The organism is Oceanobacillus jordanicus (genome assembly GCF_022095695.1).
In the GTDB taxonomy this organism is placed as follows: Bacteria; Bacillota; Bacilli; order Bacillales; family Amphibacillaceae; genus Oceanobacillus_B; species Oceanobacillus_B jordanicus.
The window spans coordinates 265128-286493 of the sequence record NZ_JAIFZM010000002.1; the positions used below are offsets into that span (position 1 = coordinate 265128).

20 protein-coding genes, 1 pseudogene and 1 riboswitch are annotated in these 21366 nt (G+C 37.0%); of the genes and pseudogenes, 12 read left to right on the forward strand and 9 right to left on the reverse strand.

Features of this window, described 5'->3' with window-relative positions:
* Positions 1-173: 173 nt before the first annotated feature.
* Positions 174-1409: an ABC transporter substrate-binding protein gene (locus K3T81_RS03330; RefSeq protein WP_238018230.1), complete on the reverse strand. Its 1236-nt coding sequence runs from the start codon at positions 1407-1409 to the stop codon at positions 174-176.
* 81 nt (positions 1410-1490) lie between these two features.
* Positions 1491-2405: an ROK family protein gene (locus K3T81_RS03335; protein WP_238018231.1), complete on the reverse strand. Its 915-nt coding sequence runs from the start codon at positions 2403-2405 to the stop codon at positions 1491-1493.
* A 350-nt stretch (positions 2406-2755) separates the two neighbouring features.
* Between K3T81_RS03335 and K3T81_RS03340 the strand changes: the two genes are divergently transcribed.
* The 5 genes from K3T81_RS03340 (at position 2756) to K3T81_RS03360 (ending at position 9228) form a co-directional block, all read left to right on the forward strand.
* Positions 2756-3658 carry a helix-turn-helix domain-containing protein gene (locus K3T81_RS03340; protein ID WP_238018234.1) on the forward strand — a complete coding sequence of 301 codons (903 nt, stop codon included), beginning with the start codon at positions 2756-2758 and terminating at the stop codon, positions 3656-3658.
* Positions 3659-3701: 43 nt separating this feature from the next.
* Positions 3702-4640 carry an ROK family protein gene (locus K3T81_RS03345; RefSeq protein ID WP_238018235.1) on the forward strand — a complete coding sequence of 313 codons (939 nt, stop codon included), beginning with the start codon at positions 3702-3704 and terminating at the stop codon, positions 4638-4640.
* Positions 4641-5010: 370 nt separating this feature from the next.
* A complete protein-coding gene (locus K3T81_RS03350) occupies positions 5011-6378 on the forward strand; it encodes an FAD-dependent oxidoreductase (RefSeq protein WP_238018237.1) in 1368 nt (455 codons plus the stop codon).
* Positions 6379-7022: 644 nt separating this feature from the next.
* A riboswitch (TPP riboswitch) is annotated at positions 7023-7124 on the forward strand.
* 122 nt (positions 7125-7246) lie between these two features.
* Positions 7247-7999, forward strand: a complete 753-nt coding sequence (locus tag K3T81_RS03355; protein WP_238018239.1) for a 3-oxoacyl-ACP reductase — start codon at positions 7247-7249, stop codon at positions 7997-7999.
* A gap of 656 nt (positions 8000-8655) precedes the next feature.
* On the forward strand, positions 8656-9228 hold the full coding sequence (locus K3T81_RS03360; protein ID WP_058951186.1) for a biotin transporter BioY: 573 nt from the start codon (positions 8656-8658) through the stop codon (positions 9226-9228).
* 167 nt (positions 9229-9395) lie between these two features.
* Here K3T81_RS03360 and K3T81_RS03365 read toward each other — a convergent pair whose 3' ends face one another.
* Positions 9396-9884 (reverse strand): hypothetical protein, encoded by a 489-nt coding sequence (locus K3T81_RS03365; RefSeq protein ID WP_238018241.1) that lies wholly within the window; start codon positions 9882-9884, stop codon positions 9396-9398.
* The gene (locus K3T81_RS03370; protein WP_238018243.1) at positions 9881-10750 is read right to left on the reverse strand and encodes a PhzF family phenazine biosynthesis protein; all 870 of its coding nucleotides are present in this window, start codon (positions 10748-10750) and stop codon (positions 9881-9883) included. Before K3T81_RS03370 ends, K3T81_RS03365 begins: the two co-directional genes overlap by 4 nt.
* Before the next feature lie 47 nt (positions 10751-10797).
* Between K3T81_RS03370 and K3T81_RS03375 the strand changes: the two are divergent.
* The 3 genes and pseudogenes from K3T81_RS03375 to K3T81_RS03385 all read left to right on the forward strand — a co-directional run.
* Positions 10798-11019: pseudogene (locus K3T81_RS03375) on the forward strand (cyanophycinase); the annotation flags it as partial.
* 298 nt (positions 11020-11317) lie between these two features.
* A complete protein-coding gene (locus K3T81_RS03380; protein ID WP_238018245.1) occupies positions 11318-12217 on the forward strand; it encodes a YitT family protein in 900 nt (299 codons plus the stop codon).
* A gap of 3 nt (positions 12218-12220) precedes the next feature.
* Positions 12221-12670, forward strand: coding sequence for an SgcJ/EcaC family oxidoreductase (locus K3T81_RS03385; protein ID WP_238018247.1), 450 nt, complete (start codon positions 12221-12223; stop codon positions 12668-12670).
* A gap of 40 nt (positions 12671-12710) precedes the next feature.
* Here K3T81_RS03385 and K3T81_RS03390 read toward each other — a convergent pair whose 3' ends face one another.
* Complete coding sequence (locus K3T81_RS03390) at positions 12711-13274, reverse strand: hypothetical protein (RefSeq protein ID WP_238018249.1); 564 nt, start codon at positions 13272-13274, stop codon at positions 12711-12713.
* Positions 13275-13504: 230 nt separating this feature from the next.
* Between K3T81_RS03390 and K3T81_RS03395 the strand changes: the two genes are divergently transcribed.
* Complete coding sequence (locus tag K3T81_RS03395; RefSeq protein ID WP_238018250.1) at positions 13505-14743, forward strand: MFS transporter; 1239 nt, start codon at positions 13505-13507, stop codon at positions 14741-14743.
* A gap of 29 nt (positions 14744-14772) precedes the next feature.
* Here K3T81_RS03395 and K3T81_RS03400 read toward each other — a convergent pair whose 3' ends face one another.
* From K3T81_RS03400 to K3T81_RS03415, 4 genes are all read right to left on the reverse strand, one after another.
* Positions 14773-15267, reverse strand: coding sequence for a sigma-70 family RNA polymerase sigma factor (locus K3T81_RS03400; protein ID WP_238018251.1), 495 nt, complete (start codon positions 15265-15267; stop codon positions 14773-14775).
* A 75-nt stretch (positions 15268-15342) separates the two neighbouring features.
* Positions 15343-15651, reverse strand: coding sequence for a helix-turn-helix domain-containing protein (locus K3T81_RS03405; RefSeq protein ID WP_238018252.1), 309 nt, complete (start codon positions 15649-15651; stop codon positions 15343-15345).
* A 105-nt stretch (positions 15652-15756) separates the two neighbouring features.
* Positions 15757-16152 carry a penicillinase repressor BlaI gene (blaI, locus tag K3T81_RS03410; RefSeq protein ID WP_106897793.1) on the reverse strand — a complete coding sequence of 132 codons (396 nt, stop codon included), beginning with the start codon at positions 16150-16152 and terminating at the stop codon, positions 15757-15759.
* 42 nt (positions 16153-16194) lie between these two features.
* Positions 16195-17982 carry a BlaR1 family beta-lactam sensor/signal transducer gene (locus tag K3T81_RS03415; RefSeq protein WP_238018253.1) on the reverse strand — a complete coding sequence of 596 codons (1788 nt, stop codon included), beginning with the start codon at positions 17980-17982 and terminating at the stop codon, positions 16195-16197.
* A gap of 360 nt (positions 17983-18342) precedes the next feature.
* Here K3T81_RS03415 and bla point away from each other — a divergent pair, with 360 nt between their 5' ends.
* From bla to K3T81_RS03430, 3 genes are all read left to right on the forward strand, one after another.
* Complete coding sequence (gene bla, locus K3T81_RS03420; RefSeq protein WP_420830776.1) at positions 18343-19242, forward strand: class A beta-lactamase; 900 nt, start codon at positions 18343-18345, stop codon at positions 19240-19242.
* Between the two features lie 485 nt (positions 19243-19727).
* Complete coding sequence (locus K3T81_RS03425) at positions 19728-20291, forward strand: TetR/AcrR family transcriptional regulator (protein ID WP_338044600.1); 564 nt, start codon at positions 19728-19730, stop codon at positions 20289-20291.
* Positions 20292-20459: 168 nt separating this feature from the next.
* A complete protein-coding gene (locus K3T81_RS03430; protein WP_238018256.1) occupies positions 20460-21341 on the forward strand; it encodes an ABC transporter ATP-binding protein in 882 nt (293 codons plus the stop codon).
* The last annotated feature ends 25 nt before the right edge of the window (positions 21342-21366 follow it).

The following is a 21366-nucleotide window of genomic DNA, read 5'->3' on the forward strand; positions in this document are numbered from 1 at the left end:
CCGTTAATGGTGTCCTGAAAAAATGACATGCCTGTCATGAAAAATTAGGTTATATGAAATTTGTTGAACAGTAGGAAGACAGGCATGGCAGTTTTTGAAAACGCTTTAATTTTAATGAAAACAAAAACTATTAAACTCATTTGTTTTTAAATGCGCTGTATCATGAACTAACTTTAAAATTCTTCTTCGTCTGCCACTTTCTGAATGTTTTCCAGTGCTTTTTTAAGACTTTCATCACTTGGATTGTAGAAAAACTCCCATAAATTCTCTGTTGCAGCATTCACAATTGCCGACGGAGTTGATTCGTAATAACGTAATTTCAAAATATAATCATCACTATTTGCAATTTCATTAATTTCATCACTAATTTCATTTCCAGTCTTAACACCTTCTACAAACGCAGCTTTAGATTCTTTTGCATAAATTTCAAAGGCATCTTTTGTCTCCAATTCACGCAATACTTCTTTCGCTTCTTCTTTTTGAGAACTTGCTTCTGAAACTACTAAAGGAGATGCTTCATAAAAAATGGCTGGTTTGGTAGTACCATCCATAGAAGGGATGACAAACATGCCGTAATCTTCATTTGCTTCCATACCATAATCATCTTCTAGTCCTTTAATAAAAATAGGTGGTTCATACGTCATTGCAGCGTCGCCTTTAGCAAACTGTTTAGTTTGGTCTACAGCTTTTACCGGTTCGCCGAAATATCCTTTTTCGATCATTGATTGCCAAGCACTTAACGCCTCTACAACCCGTTCATCTTCATAAGACACATTTCCTTCCACTAACTCTGTATAAAGATCAGGGTCATAAGCGCCAAGGAAAAATTGTAGCCACACAAAACTTGCCCATCCATCATTCTTAACTGCTAATGGTATAACTCCTTCATTTTTTAACGTTTCTGCAATATTTAAGAAATCATCAAATGTCTCTGGTGGAGATAGATTATACTCTTCAAAAACCTTCTTATTATAAAAGACAACATTATATAAAACAGATAATGGTGCTCCATATACCTTTCCATCTACTGTGAAAGCATCAGCTAATTCAGGATTGATTCCTGCTTCGGTATAATAATCTTCCCATTCAGCTGTTAAATCTGCAATTTGCCCGGTGGTAGCTAAATCTTTCAATCGATAGCCACTCCACCACTTAAAAATTCCAGGTGAATTTTCTTTCCCTAAAGATTGTGAAACAGCAGTTTGATAAGCTTGACCATCGGAATAACCTGTAAACTTTATAGGTAAATCAATTTCTTCGGAGATCTTTTTAACAGTTGGTTCATCATCAGCTAAGTCTGAATAATAATCGACAGTATTTTTACTACCCTCACTACTTCCTTCGCATGCGACTAAAAGGATACTTATACTAGCCACCATTAGAAGTGTAAAAATAAACTTTTTCATCATCTTGACAAACTCCTTCCTGAACCCACTATTTTTAATTATTTGTATAAAATTAAAAATCAGATAATTTTTTCTAAAAATAAACTAGAATCGTTTATAATGCTCAAATAATCCTTTAAACGTAGACAGTTCTGTTTGTTTACTCAACATGATTGGCATTTTTTTATCATCATAATTTTCCATCAAGCCACTTTCGTAGTAGTTAAATATTTTAGCAAGTTCACCACCAATAACAATGACATCTGGCTTAAATTCTTTATTTGTAGTGGTAAGTACTTCACTGAAATAGTGCCCAAACTTGTTAAATAACTCGATCGCTTTATAATCTCCTAACTCATACTTTTCTATAATCTCATCTATGTTTTCGGCAACACCGATTTCTTTGGCCATTCTAATTATTCCTCTGTGAGATAGATAATCATCAATAATCGAATCATGAAATGAAAGATTATAAATCCAACCGTTAGGAGGCACATCATAGCGATCTGTAATAATTGTATTATTCTCTAAAAATGCTGAACCTACTCCATTTCCTAGAGTCAAGAAAAGCCCTCGATTGATTATGCTGTCAAGTTCTCGATTTTTCCATTCTCCCATAGCAAACATGCTTACATTATTTTGGAAAAAGAAAATAGCATCTCTTGAAATTTGGTTAAATATTCTTCTTTTCGATAAGCGCTCCAAGATTTCTTTTTGAATATTAACTCCATAAATAGAGTTATATTTATCGACACCTTTTACATAACAAATTCCATTTTCATAATCAAATGGCCCAGGGAAGGCAAAACCTATTCCTTTAATTAAGTAATTTTCATCTAAAATTCTATTAATTTGATTACAGATTATATTTGTTAAATTATCTAAAATCACCTCCGCATTCTTACGACTTTTAGCTGGATAAAAAGAAAAAGAAGAATTTATAAACTCACCTCGTTGATCGAAAGCACCTCCTTTTATAAATTGTCCACCTACATCAAACGCTAAAAAATAATTATTCATCATATCATTCACCTAACTTAAAATATATAGTAGTGATTAAAGTTTGTATTTGTAATATTAAGCCTTATATTTATAAAATTCGGACATTACATTTAAAATGAATTGAATATCCTCTGAAAGATAGTATAGTATCATTAGCAATAAAGTTACAATTATGACTGTAATACGCTTTAAGTCTCTTGTAAATTGAATGTTACGAATGTCCAAACCAATCTTGCTAAATATCATGTATATCATTTCATCTTTATAAGTGTAAGTTTTCATCTAACCACAGGGAATTGTATGTGGTATCTGAATTAAAGAAAGTAATAACTTAGAACTAATAAAAGCCAAAAGGATGAATGTTAAGTATGGACATTCTTATTGAGAGCACGACAATAAATCAAGGAAATCATTACTTAAATCACCATATCAACTATGTAGAAAGTGAAAAAATGAATTTATACCTTTATTTTTGGGGTGGAGGAGACTCTTTACGAAATGACTTCTCTAGTAAATATTATGAAATGTACTATATTTTAAACGGAGAAGGTACGTTTATTTATAACAAACAGGATTATCACATCATCCCTGGGGATTTATTTATTTTAAAACCATACACAGAGTTTCAACTAAAAGATAAATCAAATTTGAATATGTTATTTTTTGCTTTTGAACCTTATTCGTTAACAAAGACAGAGGAATTAATGAAATTCTTCGATCGAATAGAAAGTGTAGAGAACTTTGAGCATTTATTATTAAACGATCAATTTAATCTGGGGTTGTTATGGAAAGAAATCCTAATTCAGAGTAATCAACAAACCATATTTACAAAAGAAATCATCGAACCTTTGGCCTGTACTCTCATTAAAATTATTATTCAAAATTTCTACCAACAACTTATGGCTCTCGAAGATAGTGAACTCAAAAAGTCTAGAGAGCTTGAATCAAATGCGATTATTTATAATGCTAAATTGTTTATAAATGACAATTTAGCCACTTCTTTAAAGTTAAATGATGTAGCAGACTACCTTCACGTTTCTTATCGTCATCTTTCAAGACTATTTACAAAGCATCTTGACGTCACGTTTTCGCAATATGTACGTTCAGAAAAAATGAATAAAGCCGCTATATTACTTGCTACAACAGATTTACCCATTAAAACAGTTGCTCAAAAAGTTGGCTATGATACGGTTCACTATTTTTCAAGTGTATTTAAGAAAGTAATGGACATTCCACCAGGAGAGTTCAGATCGAGATTAAAATCGGATTAATAATAATTTAAAAGTGAACTTTAGGAGAAGGGTGATATAAATTATGACAAATCATCGTTTAATGCTTGCCTTAGATGTCGGTGGAACTTTCATAAAAGGATGTATTATTGAAAATCATCGAATTAATACTTCAACCATAAAAAAATACCATACTTATTCATATCTAGATGCAGATGCGATTCTCAACAATTTTAAAATAGTAATTGAAGATCTATTCTACCAATACTTAAGAGATTACAACAAAGAAAGTATAAACCAATTAATTATTGGATTGACTTTTCCTGGTCCTTTTGATTATCAAAATGGTGTTAGTTACATGAAAGGCATAGGGAAGTTTGATACATTATACGAAATGAATATTCGCGACGAAATACTAAAAAGGTTACGCGCTGCTCGTCTTCCGGTAAACGATCAAATTATAATTCGTTTTGAGAATGACTGCCGTTTATTTGGCGTCGGCGTAAGTGAGGAACTTTCAGAGCAAAAATTAATCTGTTTGACAATTGGAACAGGATTAGGATCTGCCTTTCTAGATGAAGGAAAAATTATAAGAAACCAAAAAAACATCCCGTTAGAAGGTTACCTTTATCAAACTCCATATAAAGAGTCAATCGTAGATGATTATTTTTCGATAAGAGGCATTCTCAAATTAGCTTCGTCTAACGGAATTGATATTAATCGTTACAGTACCGTGAAAGACATCTCTCTCCTTGCAATAGAAAAAGAGGGATCAGCTATCCAAACTTTTAAGGTTTTCGGAAAGAACTTAGCTGAGATGTTAAAACCTTATATTGAATCCTTTCAACCAGATAAAATTGTGTTAGGGGGGCAAATCTCAAAAAGCTTTGACTTATTTGGATATCCTTTACAAAAAATTGCTCAGCAGAATAATATTGATGCAGTAGCCTTGAAAGACGAACAGTATTACACTTTTAAAGGAATTGATTTAGCTTTCAATAATGATGACCATATCATGAATTAGTATTTGCTATTTATTGTTTCGTGCCAACGAGTACATGAGTCGTTGGCACGAAACGTTTTAATTTAGTAAGCAACAAATGAAAATTACGCTTTTATTATTATCTAATGAAGGGGTGATCATCATGGAAGTTATGCCCTCTAATGAAAGAAGAATAATGCAGCGGACTGCCTTGCAGCGAGGAAGATATAATTCCATTAGCTGAATTCTAATTTGGAGGTAACGATAGGACACTTGTGTCAAAACCGTGAAGTTTTTCGTTTTATATTGTGAAATACTGAACAATGTATTATAATAAAAACATAATCACATGGAGCTAGTATAAAATAACATGTGAAGTATTGAACAAACTAAACAGTGGGAGTGTTGAATAATGAAAGTAGCAGTTATTGGATGTACACACGCGGGAACAGCAGCGATTAATAATATGTTAAATCTTTACCCTAACGCACAAATCGATGTTTTTGAAAAGAACGATAATGTTTCTTTCCTATCTTGTGGAATTGCGCTTTATGTAGGCGGAGTGGTAGAAGATCCGAATGGACTGTTTTATGCTTCTGTAGAACAATTTGAAAAACAAGGTGTACAGATGCATATGAATCATGAAGTGACCTCCTGTGATATTGATCGTAAACAATTACAAGCAAAAGATATGAAAACAAATACTACAACAAACTATAGCTATGATAAGTTGATCATTACATCTGGCTCTTGGCCAGTAACACCACCAATCCCTGGTTCCAATTTAGATAACGTGTTGTTATGTAAGAACTTCTACCATGCGAAAGAGATTATCAAACGTTCAGAACCAGTTCGCAATGTGGTAGTTGTCGGAGCAGGCTACATTGGGATTGAGCTTGCGGAAGCATTTGAGGAAAATGGAAAAAACGTCACCTTAATTGATAGTGAAGAACGCATTTTAAATCGTTATTTAGATGAGGAATTCACAGCACCAGTAGAAGAGACTTTTGAACAACGTGGCATTAACTTGGCCCTTGGTCAAACGGTTGCGAAATTCGAAGGAGCCAATAGAGTAGAAAAGGTAATCACGGATAAAGGAGAGTATAAGGCGGACCTTGTTGTGATGTGTATTGGATTTAAACCAAATACAGAACTAGTTAAAGGTCAAGTGGATATGTTAGGTAATGGTGCCATTATCGTGGATGAATATATGCAAACAAGCAGGGAAGATGTGTATGCAGCGGGGGATTGCTGTGCGGTATATAATAATGCTTCCCAGCAACCGACTTATATCCCATTAGCAACAAACGCGGTAAGAATGGGGACGCTTGTGGCGCATAACCTCGTAAGTCCTGTGTTACCTCACCCTGGGACACAAGGTACGTCAGGGTTGAAGATCTACAATCATAACATTGCCTCAACTGGATTAACGGAAACAAGTGCCAAGATAGCAGGATTATCTGTAGGGAGCGCGTTGATCACAGATAATTATCGCCCGGAATTTATGCCAGAAAATGCGGTTATTCAATTGAAGCTTGTGTATGAATTAGAAACACATCGTATTGTTGGTGCGCAAGTCATCTCTGATGCTGACTTTACACAGGCAATTAATACAATAAGCGTTGGGATCTCCGACAATATGACGATTGAACAACTAGCTTTAACAGATTTCTTTTTCCAGCCACATTACAATAAACCAGTCAATTACCTGAACCAAGTCGCAATGGAAGCAATGGCAAAGGAAGCGAAGAGAGCTAAAGAGCTAGAAGCTGTGATTTAGAGTAGAATTATTGACATGGAAGAGTGTTTGAATAGATTTAGAGGATAGACATCCCGCTGAGCTCTTGAGATAATTATATACACTAAGACGAAAAAATTAAAAAAAGATAAACAGCCATTGGAGTCACTAAGTTTCAATGGCTGTTTTATATATTTACTAGTAGTGGCGCCATTCAGTATGAGTATGTTTCATAAATGATGGTTCAAACTCTCGCTCCAGCTTGGCAAGGTTGTTCTTTTCAAGGCTTGCCACATGGTAATGAGTCCTCCTTGGTAGTATTCCTAGTGGAGGGGCTTGGAGGTTAAAATTAGAGTTCAGCAAACATCAAAAGATAAGACAAGCTACTCTGATCTCTCCGCTTCACTTATTAACTCCTATATATTACGCCCGCTCTATTTCTTCATAATTACAGATGTAGATACCTTTAACTTCAGGATAAAATCTGCAGCTATTGAAATTTACCAATACAATCATTCTAGTGGTTCAGTATTACGCAATAGACCTATACTGTGCAACAACTAATTTGTTATATGAAAGAAGATATAACATGTTAATTTAAGAATAGCAAAGTTATAGAAATACTTTAACTAGCCATATTTGGTTGACATAAATCCCGTAAAGCTATAACATGGCATATAACTTAATATATACACTAGGGGTGTTATTTAACTGAGATGAGTATAGAACTCAAACCCTTTGAACCTGAACTAGTTGAAACTAGCGTAGGAAAGTGTAAACTCTAATACATACTTAAAGGGCGATTATGCCTTATTTTTAATATGTAGTTATTTGTTTTTACGCAGCTTTCCTATGGGATGGTTGCGTATTTTTATTTTATCTATCATTTTTATTAATAGGAGTTGTTAGGATGACTAGAACAGTATTAGTAACAGGTAGTAGCAGAGGGTTAGGAGCAACTATTGTAAAGACGTTGGCACAACAAGGATTTCAGGTTGTGATCAATTACTATAAAAGCAAAGATGCTGCTGAGAAGCTCGTTTCTGAGATTGGGGAAGAAAATGTTATTGCCATACAGGCTGATGTAACAAATCTTAAAGAAGTAGATGAATTGATAAAACAAGCAACAGATTATTTTGGGCAAATTGATGTTGTGGTCAATAATGCATTAGTAGACTTCAAATTTGATCCAATCAAACAGAAAAGCTTCACAGAACTTACATGGGAGGATTATCAAAAACAACTAGATGGTACGGTAAAAGCAGCTTTTAATATAGTTCAAAGCGTCATACCTCAATTTATTGAACGACAAAATGGAAGTATTATAAGTATAGGTACTAATTTATATCAAAATCCTGTTGTACCTTACCACGAATATACTACAGCTAAAGCTGGATTAATAGGTTTTACACGTAATATAGCTTCCGAATTAGGACAATATGGTATAAAAGCGAATGTAGTTTCAGGTGGATTATTAAAAGAGACAGACGCCAGTGCTGTTACAACACCAGAAGTATTCGATTTAATTGCTCAATCAACACCATTGAAGAAAGTGACTACACCTCAATATGTAGCCAATATGGTCGCTTATTTAGCTTCGGAAAACGCGAACGGTATTACAGGCCAAAATTTCACAGTAGATGGCGGTTTGACCATGAACTAATAGCTTACATGACCAAGTATATTTCTTTAAAAAAAGAGGATAAAAGACAATAAATCATGATGTATTTTGACGTGTAAATAAATGGCAAAAACGAAAACTACATTTAGGTGTTTTGATCCAGTAGTCAATCTAACAGCTATTTCTCAAGTGACAAATCACGTGGGATTAGTTGCAACAATTTCAACACCCCGATTCGTTCAACTAACAATCAGTGGGGGAAGAATGAAAACCCCCACTGATTAAAGTTTCACTTTATAAAAAGCCACTTTTTCACTAATTGGTGCATCGTTTAAGAACAGGAGTTGTTTTTAGCAGCTTCTTTCTTATTCAACTAACGTGGGAGCGCGACAAATTTTGTCATAAGCACTTAAGAGTGAAAAGACAAAGGATCTCTACGTAAATCCTAACTTTATAACTGAGGGTAGGAATGATAAATCCGCGTATTTTGGAACTATCTCATTAACCATTAATACCCTGCATGCATCATAATGGTTAATGGGGTTTGGAGTTTAGGTAAAGTCGGCAGAACAAAAATAGGTTACTTATTACCAGCTAAGAAAAATCCTATCCTTGTCCAAAAAAGTATGGTAACCTATTATTGTTAACCATGTATTTTTTAGGTTAACAATAATAAACCTATAGGGGGTCAACTTTTGATTACGAGTAAATCAAAATTAAGAGCAATTAGTTTATGTGGTATTTTTGCAGCTGTAACAGCGGTATTGGCACAAATTGAGGTTCCACTGCCAATTGTTCCTATTAGTGGGCAAACATTAGCAGTAGGGTTAACGGCAACGATTATTGGTAGCAGGTACGGTGCGATTGCAATGACTTGTTATGCCTTATTAGGGGGAGTGGGTTTACCAGTTTTTGCTGGATATAAAGGTGGAGTACAAGTATTAGTTGGTCCAACCGGCGGATACATATTTGGCTTTATTGTCACAGCGTTTGTAACAGGCTTTATCTTAGAAAAAACAAAACATAATATAACGATGGCAATGGTAGCCAACACTGTTGGAATGATTATTACGCTTGTTTTTGGAGCGGTTCAGTTGAAAATTGTATTGGATATGACTTGGAATCAAGCTCTAGCCGCAGGAGTTTATCCATTTATTGTAGTTGGGCTTATCAAGGCATATTTAGCTAGTTGGCTCGGAATTAATGTCAGAAAAAGGTTAATTCAAGCTAATCTAATAGACCCTAGACCGACAAACAAAGTAGCTGCATAAGAATAGAAAAACCTCACTCAATAGACTTGAGGTTTTTAATACTTTGAGGATGAATGCTAATATTTATTTTATCCCGGTGCAACCGTCCGTAGGTCTCCCACTTTAAAACATTAGGTGAAACAGTGATGTTTAAGTGGGAGTAAACGGACGTTAACCCCCCGATTCGTTCAACTAACAATCAGTGGGGGAAGAATGAAAACCCCCACTGATTGAAGTTTCACTTTATTTTTAAAAAAGAAAAAGCAATAAAAATCAATCCAACTACAAAGCAAACAATTGCGTAGTAAGAGAGATGATATTTCAGCAATAGTGTTAGGGCCGGCAGATCCTGTTATCTCCATATACGCACCAAATAAAGCATTACCATAAAGTATTAATATACCAATCAAAATAGAAATGCCGCCCATTAGGAGGTACTCTTTATACAATGCTCCATCATGAAAATTTTCCAATCCTATATTTGGATAATATAATGGTGGTTTTACTAAATCTACATTTGTAGAGTAATTTAAGCAGAAAAGGCTAAAAAATAAGACCTCAGCTACAATTAAGGTAGGGGGAGATGAAGGAGCAAATATCTTGTCTTGCAGCATCAAAAAGATAGTAGCATTGTAATAAATGAACAGTTTTTGCTCGATAGTACTGAACACTTTCATATTTCCACTCCTATTTCCGTTAAATTCATTACCTTCCCACCAACTTTGACTCCAGTTACTACTAGCCCTTCAACTATTAATTCCACTATTATTTCTGAAGGCTTTTTCATTGAATAACCCTGTTCCATTACAAATTGGTGATCACTTCCCATTTTGGTGTTTCCGTACTTGTGTAGATAACTAGCAAGGGCACCATTGGAAGTGCCAGTAGCTGACTCCTCACATATACCATATAATGGTGCAAAATTCCGGCAGTAAGCATTGGAGCCATAGAGAGATTCAAATGTAAAAACATGATATCCTATCGTATTATATTTACTGCTAATTCGGGATACTTCTTCAAAATTTGGTTTAATTGAATTTAATATGTCGATATTTTTTACAGGAATAAGTATATCCCTGAGACCAGTTGAAACAATTTGCACTGGAAGTACATCTATCATTTCATTTTCTGTAATGTTCAAGGAATCAGCTATTTCCTTTTTATTTACAGTCTCATAAAAACTTGGAACGTTTTGTTCCATCATAATAGATGAATCTTCTTTTACCTCCACACTTAAAATTCCTGCCTTTGTTTCTTGAAGAAATATTCCAGGCTTTATTAAACCCTTACTTAAGAGTACATAAAATGCTGCGATGGTAGCGTGTCCACAAAGGTCTACCTCCTCTTCAGGGGTAAAAAACCTTACTTTAAAATGTGCTGAATCTGACTTCATGACAAAGGCAGTCTCACTAAAACCAATTGCACCTGCAATCTTTTTCATACTTTTTTCTGATAAAGAATCCGCATCAAGCACAACTCCGGCTGGATTGCCCCCTTCTAATGTTTTAGCAAATGAACTTACTGTATATACTTTTAATTTCATATTTTAGTTCTCCTAAGCAATGATTTTATCAACTATGCACATTATTCTATGACTTTGCTAATTTATCAAATTTTACTTTTCTCAATTTCCTTTTTTCGATCCGAATGATGCTAGTTCAAAGTGAACTGTCTCCCTTATCGGAAGAAATGGATGTTAATGTGTCAAATAAAGATTGCGCAGTACGTGTGAAGGGAGACAAAATCGACATCTTGGGCAATGTATTTTCACTTTCCCACTCAAAGATTCAAAAATTGGATGAGACGTTGTAGTTATGATGGATGCGGTGATAGCTTTTTAACTGTTTACTCCAACTCAAACATGTTCTGATAATTATTTTGTATAATTACGCTGTTCCATATCATGAATTTTTCATTTCGTTTTATATTTCGAATGATAAGGAGTAATCACTTCCTCAATTCCCCCAATGTCATAAAATTCAGCACATACAGCCTCAAAGACCCACGTTCTTTAACATATCGTATACCAAATAGTTTTCACGAAATTAGTGCAACATAAAGGAAAAACTTATATACTAATCATCAATCAGAAAGATAAAGGAAGTGCGATATGAGAGATTTTGGACTCATGGTACTGGGTACTTTTTTCTTTGCTTTTTCAGTAGCTATATTTGCAATGCCTAACTCTCTTGCGGAGGGCGGTATCCCCGGGCTATCCCTCTTACTTTATTTTGGTTTAGGTTGGTCTCCTGCATTGGTGGCCTTTCTTGCAAATGGGTTTATTTTATTAATTGGTTATCGTTACTTACCCAATGCGATGATAATAAAATCGATTGCTGCGATTTCGTTATTTTCTCTATTTCTGTTCCTGATGGAGGATTTAGGATCTGCGATGGGTGATCCTCTTCTTGCTGCCCTTTATGCCGGGGTATTCACTGGAATTGGTTTTGGTTTCGTTTTTCGTTCGGGAAGTACGATTGGTGGAACGTCCACAATTGCAAAAATGCTAAATTACAAATTTGGCTGGGAACTAACAACAGTAAACTTTGTGTTAGATGCTTTGGTTGTAGTAGGTGGAGTCTTAGTTATTGGTCCAATTTTAACATTATATACCGTAGTGGCTTTATTTATTGGGAAACGAGTGACGGACTACGTCTTAGAAGGGTTTGAGTCGAAAAAGATCGTTCATATATTCTCAGATTACAGCGAATCAGTAGCTCGCTCTATCCGAGGGAATCTTGGTGCTCATACAACGATTTTGGAAGGTAAAAATGATGAAAATGGGAAAGACGAGAATTTAATTTATGTGGTCGTTCCAAAACAGCAATTGTTTTATTTGAAAAAATTGGTCCGTGAGGTCGATGAAGAGGCGTTTACTGTTGTAAATACAGTAAAGGATGTGAGTGGTGGCTCGTTTGCAAAAGCTCACTATCCAACACAGAAAACATTTAGTAGTACAAAGAAAGAAAAACAGTACTATAGAAAGAAGCTGAAGGATGAGGAGGAATAGAATATGAATAGTTCATTTCAAGATGAAATAAAGAGTCTTTACCAAATACTAATAGATACATGGAATAATCGGGATGCAGAAGGAATGGCTGCACAATTCGCAGTACAAGGAGTTCAAATTGGTTTTGATGGAAGTAAGGTAATTGGAAGAGAGGAAATCTTATCGCACCTCGAACCTATCTTTGAAAACCACCCTACTGCTCCTTTTATAACGAAAGTTAAAGATATTCGTGCATTGGGGGCGGAGGCTGCAATTTTGCATGCTATTGCAGGGATGATTCCACCTGGGAAAACAGAAATTGAGCCCTCGGTAAATGCTCATCAAACGCTGGTTGCAGTTAAGAAAAATAATGCATGGCAAGTCGAGCTCTTTCAAAATACTCCTGCTCAATTTCATGGAAGACCTGAATTAGTTGAGCAAATGACAGATGAGCTAAACCAATTAATTAAATAACTAATGACGTAGCTTCGTTAAATGGCCACAATAACAGGTATTACAAATGTAACGCAAACACGTCCTGGTAATCATTTTCGTAAATCCAATTCCGAAGTACTTCATTCCATATATGCTGCCCACACTCCACGGAGCAAGCTCTTTCGGCTGAATGGTATAAGCTAGGAAGGCAGGGGAAATCGATACCATAGTAGTGTTTATTACCTTTTCTAGATGTTTTCTGACCGCATCCGCCACATGTAAAGTTCCAATCCCTCTTTAAGTTGGTTTTGAAATGTAATTGCTTCAAATTAGCATCCGGAATCATGAGTTTTCCATTTTCTTTTTTCTGAAATTCTATCAGAAATGACAAGGAGGCAATACTTTTTTTTATATTTTCTTTGCGGATTACTTCCTCCATTCCCGGAACGGCATAAAATTCTGCAGCTTTCTCGATATCTTTCAGGAATTCCTTTCTTGCTTCTATTACCTCTTCTTTTGTCAGAACTAAGCCTTCTTTATCACGGAAGGCTAATACCTCTTTTTTACCATAGTGACCTTCTACTGTTAAACGAAGTGGTGCTATATCATGGTAAAAAGATCTTTTTTCTTTATTAATTGGCATGACAAACCTCCTGAATTTTTAGTATTGTTTTAGTAACATATTTACAGTATGACACCTATGAAGCGTTCATTTTCTACGCCCCAGCCCCTTCCAAATACAGCCGTCTCCATTCCGCCTCGCCTGCTGCTATCCGTGTATCAAATTAGAAAAGCCAAGAATAGATTACTATTCTGTCGAATATAGATTATTATATTTGTAAGATGGATAAGTTGGCAGGAGGGGGCAGCCCCATGAAATTAAGAGAGAACAGTAGCTTTGTTCGTTTTTGGATTGCATCGACCACTTCAAGCTTTGGTACATATATTACAACGCTGGCTCTTCAGGTATTAGTTGTTGGTAATATGGGAGGCAGTGCTGTTGATGTTGGCTGGGTTTCAGCGTCTAGATGGATTCCGTACGTCCTGTTGGGGTTGATAGCGGGAGTTTTAATTGACCGTTTTCATCGCAAGACTGTATTGGTGATAACAGATATGGGGCGCGGCATTATCCTTGTCTGCATTTGCTTATTGTCTATTCTAGGTGTAATCAGTATTGGCTGGCTAATGTTCCTGCTGGTGCTATTTGGTGCGTTGTCTCTTTTTCATGATAGTGCCTACCAGTCCTTTGTGCCACAATTGGTTCCTCGACGTTTATTAACACGTGCAAATGCACGGTTGGAACAAAGCGCAGCTGTTGCGGAAACGAGTGGTCCAGCTATAGGAGGGGGCCTTGTTTCCTTAATCGGTGCACCATTTGCCCTTCTTTTTGATGCCTTATCCTATTTATTTTCAGGTGTATTAATGGCATCAATTAAACATCAGCCCGTAAACAAGGTGAAGACGGGACCACTTGGTCAGCAAATCAAGGAAGGTTTGCGCTGGGTCTACCAGCACCAATACCTTCGTACACTCGCTTTAAATACGCACGCCTGGTTTCTCTTTCATAGCATGACGATGACGATTCTCGTATCGATTGTTTTAATTGAGCTTGGCTTTGATGCCTCCCTTCTAGGGTATATCCTTGCCGCTGCAGGTGTTGGTGCGGTCGCAGGAACCTCTCTATCTCCGCGAGTCGGTGTGCGCTTTGGTGTCGGGCGTGCCATGGCTTTTTCTCGAATTCTCTATGGTCCAGCAGTTGTCTTTATGGCGCTAGCTCTAGCAGTTAACATCTCCGACTCGCAATACATAGCGCTCCTATTTGTGGTTTTAGGGCAGCTCTTTTACGGATTTGCCATGGGAATCGAGGGGCCGCTTGAAATGGGGTACCGGCAGTATATCACGCCGTCTCACTTGCAAGGTCGCATGAATGCGACACTGCGATCCATCAACCGTAGTGCAGTCGTTATCGGTGCTCCACTAGGAGGAGCCCTTGCTGACGGGCTAGGTTTCACAACGGCTTTATGGATTTCGATAGCTGGACTAACTGTATGTGGGTTATGGTTTAGTCTCTCACCAATGCGAAATGCTAGAATAGAAGATGATGAAACGTAACATGCATTGACTAATAAAACTATGACTGACTACGCGTGCGTTCTTCTTAAATTCTTTCTCGCTTCTTTCCCCCAACTCTTCACAGCTTCCACACTCACATTTTCCTGTGCAGCAATTTCCTTAATGGGCATACCTAATAAAACGGCATGATAAAACCATTTCCACTGTTTTTCGGTAAGAAGGGATTTTATTTCCTTTAGTAGTTGTGGGATATCGTTATATGTTACGGGAGGAGCGGCTTTTGGTAATAAGGGAGCTTGGATTTCGAGATAGTTTTGTTGCTTGAGGGAGTCGTTCGTTTCCTTTCGAAGCAGGTCGATGAGTTTATGGCGAATGGTGTAATTGAAGTAGGTGGCCATGGGGCCTTTGTCAGGGTTGTACTTCTCATAGGCCTGCCACATGGCGATCAGCCCTTCTTGGTAGTATTCCTTATGGGGGTCTTGGAGATTAAGCTTGTGGATGTGGTAATGAATGCGTCGCTTGTTCTGCTCGTAAATTTCTTCAAAGGTGTAGGGTTTTGACATGAAATGCCTCCTTTAGTGGATTGGAGAGGGGGAGATGCCATTTCTGTCTTGGTGAAGAGGGGGAGAACGGGGATGCTAGTCTTCTTTCTTTGCTGCTTGCTGCACCTGCCAGTAGAAGTAGTGGGAGAGGTCGTGAAGCTCCTTTTTCCCTAGCTTGGTCCAACTGTTCACATCTAATAGAAACGGCTGCTTATATCCTGCGTCTTCCAATAGATTGAGAACGTCATTTATTTTGCGGTAGTTTTTTAAATAAACTGGTTCTTCTCCTCGTAACAGGGAATCAATCGGCACCTGAAAAAGATCGGCTATCTGGATGAGCGCTTCATAGCTTGGCCTGCGTTCTTCTCTTTCATATTTTCCAAATGCATTTTGGGAATATCCCAATTTGGTTGAAAGGAAGATTATTTAAGAAAGTAGCTGGTCGATAGAATGTTAGAAAATACCAAGCAAAAAGACGCCCTCTTATTAAAGAAAGCGCCCGAGTTAACTTCATTTTTTAGTTCTCTTTTTTTGTGTCTTTTCATCCAAAATGGAACGTAAATCTTTAATGTCCTCTTCTGACAAAGAATCCTCCTGAATGAACTGAACCAGCATAGACTTTAACGTTCCGCCATAAATTCGCTTAACAAAAGACTGTGCTTCGGCACGTTGACACTCATCTTGCGAATAAAGAGGGAAAAAAGTATAGACCCTCTGCTCTTTGTTGACGCCGACAACCTTTTTTTGGGTAAGACGATCCAAGAGTGTGCGTACGGTTTTCTTCTTCCAGTCTGTATGCTTCTGCAAGGAAGAGATAATCTCACTGGCAGTTTGCGGGGCCTTTTTCCAGAGCACATGCATAACTTCCCATTCTGATTCTGAAATATTGGGGATTTTCTTTGACATCCTTTTTCCTCTCTCCTTCTATGGACGCTTGAATCAGACCACTCATCCTTCTATTCCATGGATGATTTCTTTATCCCTCAAAATAGATAAGGTAATGTTTGCTGCTTTGCTTCCATCACTATTATCTTCATTTTGAATATTTGTTGCAAAAAAGTAGGTGTTTTCCTTGGTCTCTATATACCCAATGAACCATCCGTTGACATTCTTTCCATTCACAGTGCCTGTCCCCGTTTTACCGGATAGCTTTTCTCCATCACGTTCCTCTAATTTAATGATATCTTTAACGGTTTTGATATTTTTTTCATCAAATTCAAACGCGTTTGTATAGAATGCCTTTAGTAATTGTACCTGTTCTACTGGAGATATTTTTAATGAAGATTCGAGCCAATATTCTTCTATTCCACCGGAAAGATCACCATTACCGTAGCTAATTTGTTTAAGGTAGGCTTGAATGGTATCTTGTTGTATTTCTTTATCCAATTTCTGAAAATACCAGGTAACAGAATGTTTCATTGCTGAAGATAAAGATTGATTCTTATTCCATGCTTCATATGGATACATTGTTCCATCCCAAGGGATTTGTGAATTATCATTCGATACAACACCTGTCTCCAATCCGAGCAGCGCGCTATAAATCTTGTAAGTAGAATCTGGAGAAATCCTCCGTGTGCTCTTACTCTGATTATGGATATGATACGTATCAGCTTGCATGTCATATAAGACAAAGCTCCCATCGTATCCAGTAAAATATTCGCTCAGATCCTCATAGACCGTGCGTTCCTCATTAAAATCATAACGACTACTGTCATCAGCCATTACAGAAACCAAGGGTGCCTGACTTACTACAAATACTCCGACGAGGAGAAAGATGGAGACGCTCTTCAGCTTCAAGCCCATTGATTCCGTTGTAAAGGAGGCAATTTTTTCAATACGTTTTTTTATTTGCCCTTTATAACCGTTCAGTTCATTTGCCAACCCGATGTTCTTCGGGTTGGATGCTTTGTCTACAAAATTAATAATGGTATTGCCATATTCTTGATAGCAGGGCTCATCCAGAGTATGTAAAACAGCACTATCACAAGCTATCTCTCGATCCACTTTCATTTCTTTAAATGCCACCCAAACTAGCGGATGAAACCAGTACAAAATCTGATAAACAATAATAAAGTAATTTGACACAATGTCTTTATATTTATAATGATTCAGTTCATGCAAGAAAATGTACTGAATTTCCTTCATAGTCATCCATTCTTCAACCCGGGAAGGCAGCACCACATAGGTCTTAAATAGACCAAATGTCATAGGAGATTTCACAAGGGTTGATTCCCTTACAATTACACGTCCCGTTATATTTAAACGATGCTTACAATGTATAAATAATCTTAGAACTTCTTTATTTTTGGGAACAGTTGCCGTGGATTTGATTTTCTTTAACATGAACCACCCTTGGAAAGTTAGAACAGCCATGACTAACATTCCTGCAATCCATATGCTGGCTAGTAGTATATTTAGGAATTCTACATCAATTCGATTTACGGATAGCGTAAAGTCTTGCATCCAGCTGGGATTTCCCACCACTGCAGTGTCACTGGTGGTTATAGAAGGGCTGACTTCATCGTTTAGGTTAACGTCTAATGAAGTGAAAAAGTTTCCAAAATCAATTAAATGTTTTGGCAAAAAAGGAAGCGTTAATGCAATTAGAAATAAAAACCATAGATTATATTGCCATTTCGCTGATAGCTGATTTTGAAACATTTTTTTAACTAGCTTAATAACCGCAAGCGTAATAGAAGAAACTAGCAAACTTATTACAAGGTAAGTTAAGACCAAGCTGATCACCTCCGTTTTCGCCCCCACTTACAATCCTAACATTCTTTAATTAAATGATCGAAGAGCCTTTATTTTAACATTTAATGACCAGTTTATCACTTCCAATCTTTTTATGTTGACTGTATACAGAGGTATTGAGGCATCTAAATAAACGAAGTATTGACATTATGAGACTACAGATGTAAGATTGGACTACATTCGTAATCATGTTTCAGGAAGGAGGGAAATCTGAGAAATTAGAATGTATGTTAGACAACAGGGGAATCGCCGAACGAACTATTCAATTAGTTTAAGAAACCCAGATTTATTTAATAGATATAGAAAGAGGTCATATACATGAAAAATAAAACTAGGTTTAGTATGAATAAAGTAATATTGCTAATGTTGTTACTAGCCCTGATTTCGCTCGTAGCTTGTGCGGATGCTGACAGTTCAACCGACACTTCATCAAAAGAGGAGAACGAAAACGGACAAAGTGCTAAGCTAGATGAGCAGTTCGCTGCATTGGAGGATGACTTTGACGCACAACTTGGTGTTTTTGCGCTTGATACAGGATCGAATCAGACGATCGCATATCGAGCTGAGGAACGTTTTGCCTTTTCGTCAACATACAAGGCTTTGGCCGGAGCCTTTGTGCTAAAGCAGAACACGTTAGAAGAGCTTAACGAAGTGATGACATATACGGAAGATGACCTGGTTCCCTACTCGCCTGTTACTGAGAAGCACGTTGATACGGGCATGACTCTTTTAGATATTGGGGAAGCGGCAGTCCGCACAAGTGACAACACCGCTGGAAATCTTTTATTTGAAGCATTGGGTGGACCAGCTGTATTTGAGGAAGCGCTAAGAGAAATTGGCGATGATGTTACACAGTCTGACCGATACGAAACAGAATTGAATGAGTTCAATCCAGAAGATACCCGTGACACCAGCACACCTAAAGCCCTGGCCACCAATCTTAAGAAGTTTGCGGTAGGCGACTTGCTTCCAGACGAAAAACTTGAACTATTCACGGATTGGCTCCAAGGCAATGCGACAGGTGATACATTGATTCGTGCCGGCGCACCTGATGGCTGGGTGGTCGGTGATAAGAGTGGAGCCGGAACACACGGAACGAGAAATGACATTGCAGTTGTCTGGCCGCCAGATAGAGAACCAATCGTCATTGCAATAATGTCCCGCCATGATACCGAGGATGCTGACTATGACGACGCGCTAATCGCGGAGGCTGCTAAAGTTGTTTTTGACGCGTTGAAGTGATCATGGGGAGTAGGTAAAGAACAAGGGATTTATTCCGGAGCAACCGTCCGTAAGACTCCCACTTCTAAACATGAAGAGAAACCGTTAGTTTTTAGTGGGAGTAAACGGCCGCTAACACCCCGGTTCGTTCAACTAACAATCAGTGGGGGGAAGAACGAAAATCCCCACTGATTGAAGTTTCACTTTATGGATAGATTGCGTTATTGTTTTTTACAAACGGACCATATTGTTGAATAACACTATATGCTAATTCACAAGAAAAACATCTATTTTGCATTCTAATTCAAAATGGATGTTTTTTTGTTTTGGTTTTTAATTAATCTTTATTTCATAACCATACCTGTATTTTCTGAATCTTATTGACCGGTTTGGTCATGTGTGGTATATTCAAATGACCAAACTGGTCAATTGGGTATAAAAGAAAGGAGGTAACCATCATATACTCCGTATTTAACAACCTGAAAACAGAAAAACAAGAGCTTATTATAAATTCCGCAACAAAAGAATTTGTGAAAAGCGGATTTGAAAAGGCGTCAACGAATGAGATTGTAAAAGAGGCAAATATCTCCAAAGGATCATTGTTTAATTATTTTAATAGCAAAAAGGAACTTTATTTTTATTTAATCGAGTATGGGGTTCAAGTTGTCGAGCAAATTTATGAGCAAATAGATTTGAATGAAACCGACCTATTTAAAAGAATCGAGAAATTGGGATTAAAAAAATTGCATATCCAAAGGAAATTTCCTCAAGTATTTGATTTTCTTACTTCATTAGCCCATGAGGAATCTGATGAAGTGAAGGATGATATTCAGCATAAAATTAATTATATCTTTGAAAGAGGGATTGAAAAACTATATCAGAATATAGACTATTCCAAATTTCGTGAAGGGATTAATGTTCAAAAGGCGATTGACATTCTTAATTGGACAATGCTCGGGTTTGCGGAAAGAGCGGTTAATCAATTAGACACCTTTGAAGAAGTAGGAGAGCAATATATCAAAGAATGGGAGAGTTATTCGAAAGTACTGAGGGATAGCTTTTACAAATGAAGAAGAAATTTGACATGTTGAAGTTATAAATTTAGCGAAGACCAGAAAGATTATGGCTTAATATAAGGGTTTAGAATGACCTCAGAATTAATAAAAACAAGTTTGAAAAACGACAATACGAATCATATATTCATCCAAATTTTTTCTTGAAAAAGGGGTGTAAGGATTATGACAAAAATTGTAAAGGTACAAGGTTTACAAAAAAAATTCGGTAAGTTTCAGGCATTAAGAGACGTAGAATTCTCCGTAAATGCTGGGGAGGTTGTCGGTTTTATTGGTCCCAATGGGGCTGGGAAATCTACAACAATCCGTATTTTACTTGGAATTATTAATCGGGATGCAGGTAATGCTGAAATATTCGGTAAGGATGTTTGGAAAGAGAGCATTGAAATTCACAAACGTATTTCTTATGTCCCGGGAGATGTCACGCTGTGGGGAAATCTGACAGGCGGTGAGATTATTGATTTATTTCTTAAATTGCATGGTGGAGGAGATAAGCAAAAACGTGACTATTTAATTAAACGTTTTGAATTAGATCCTAAGAAAAAGGCCAAGGGTTATTCTAAAGGAAATCGCCAAAAGGTGGGTTTGATTGCCGCATTATCTGCTGATTCCGATTTATACATTTTTGATGAACCAACTTCAGGTCTCGATCCTTTAATGGAAGCGATTTTTCAGGAAGAAGTAGAAAAAATCAAAGAATCAGGTAAATCCATTCTGTTGTCCTCTCATATTTTGAGTGAAGTGGAACGTCTAGCTGATAAGGTTGTCATCATTCGCCAAGGTGAGATTGTAGAAACCGGTTCCTTGGATGAATTGCGTCACTTGACCCGTTCCACTGTTACGTTGGCTACAGAAGGGGATGTGGCTGAAATGGCTGATATAAGTGGGGTTTTTGATTTCAAACAAAAAGATAATCAAGCCACATTCTCTATTGATAATCAACATCTCAATCGTATTTTAATGGAAGCAAGCAAATTGGGGGTCAAGAAATTTGAATCCGTACCGCCAACTCTTGAAGATTTGTTTATGCGTCATTATGAAGGATAACTGTCGGAAGGGAGGATGAAATACA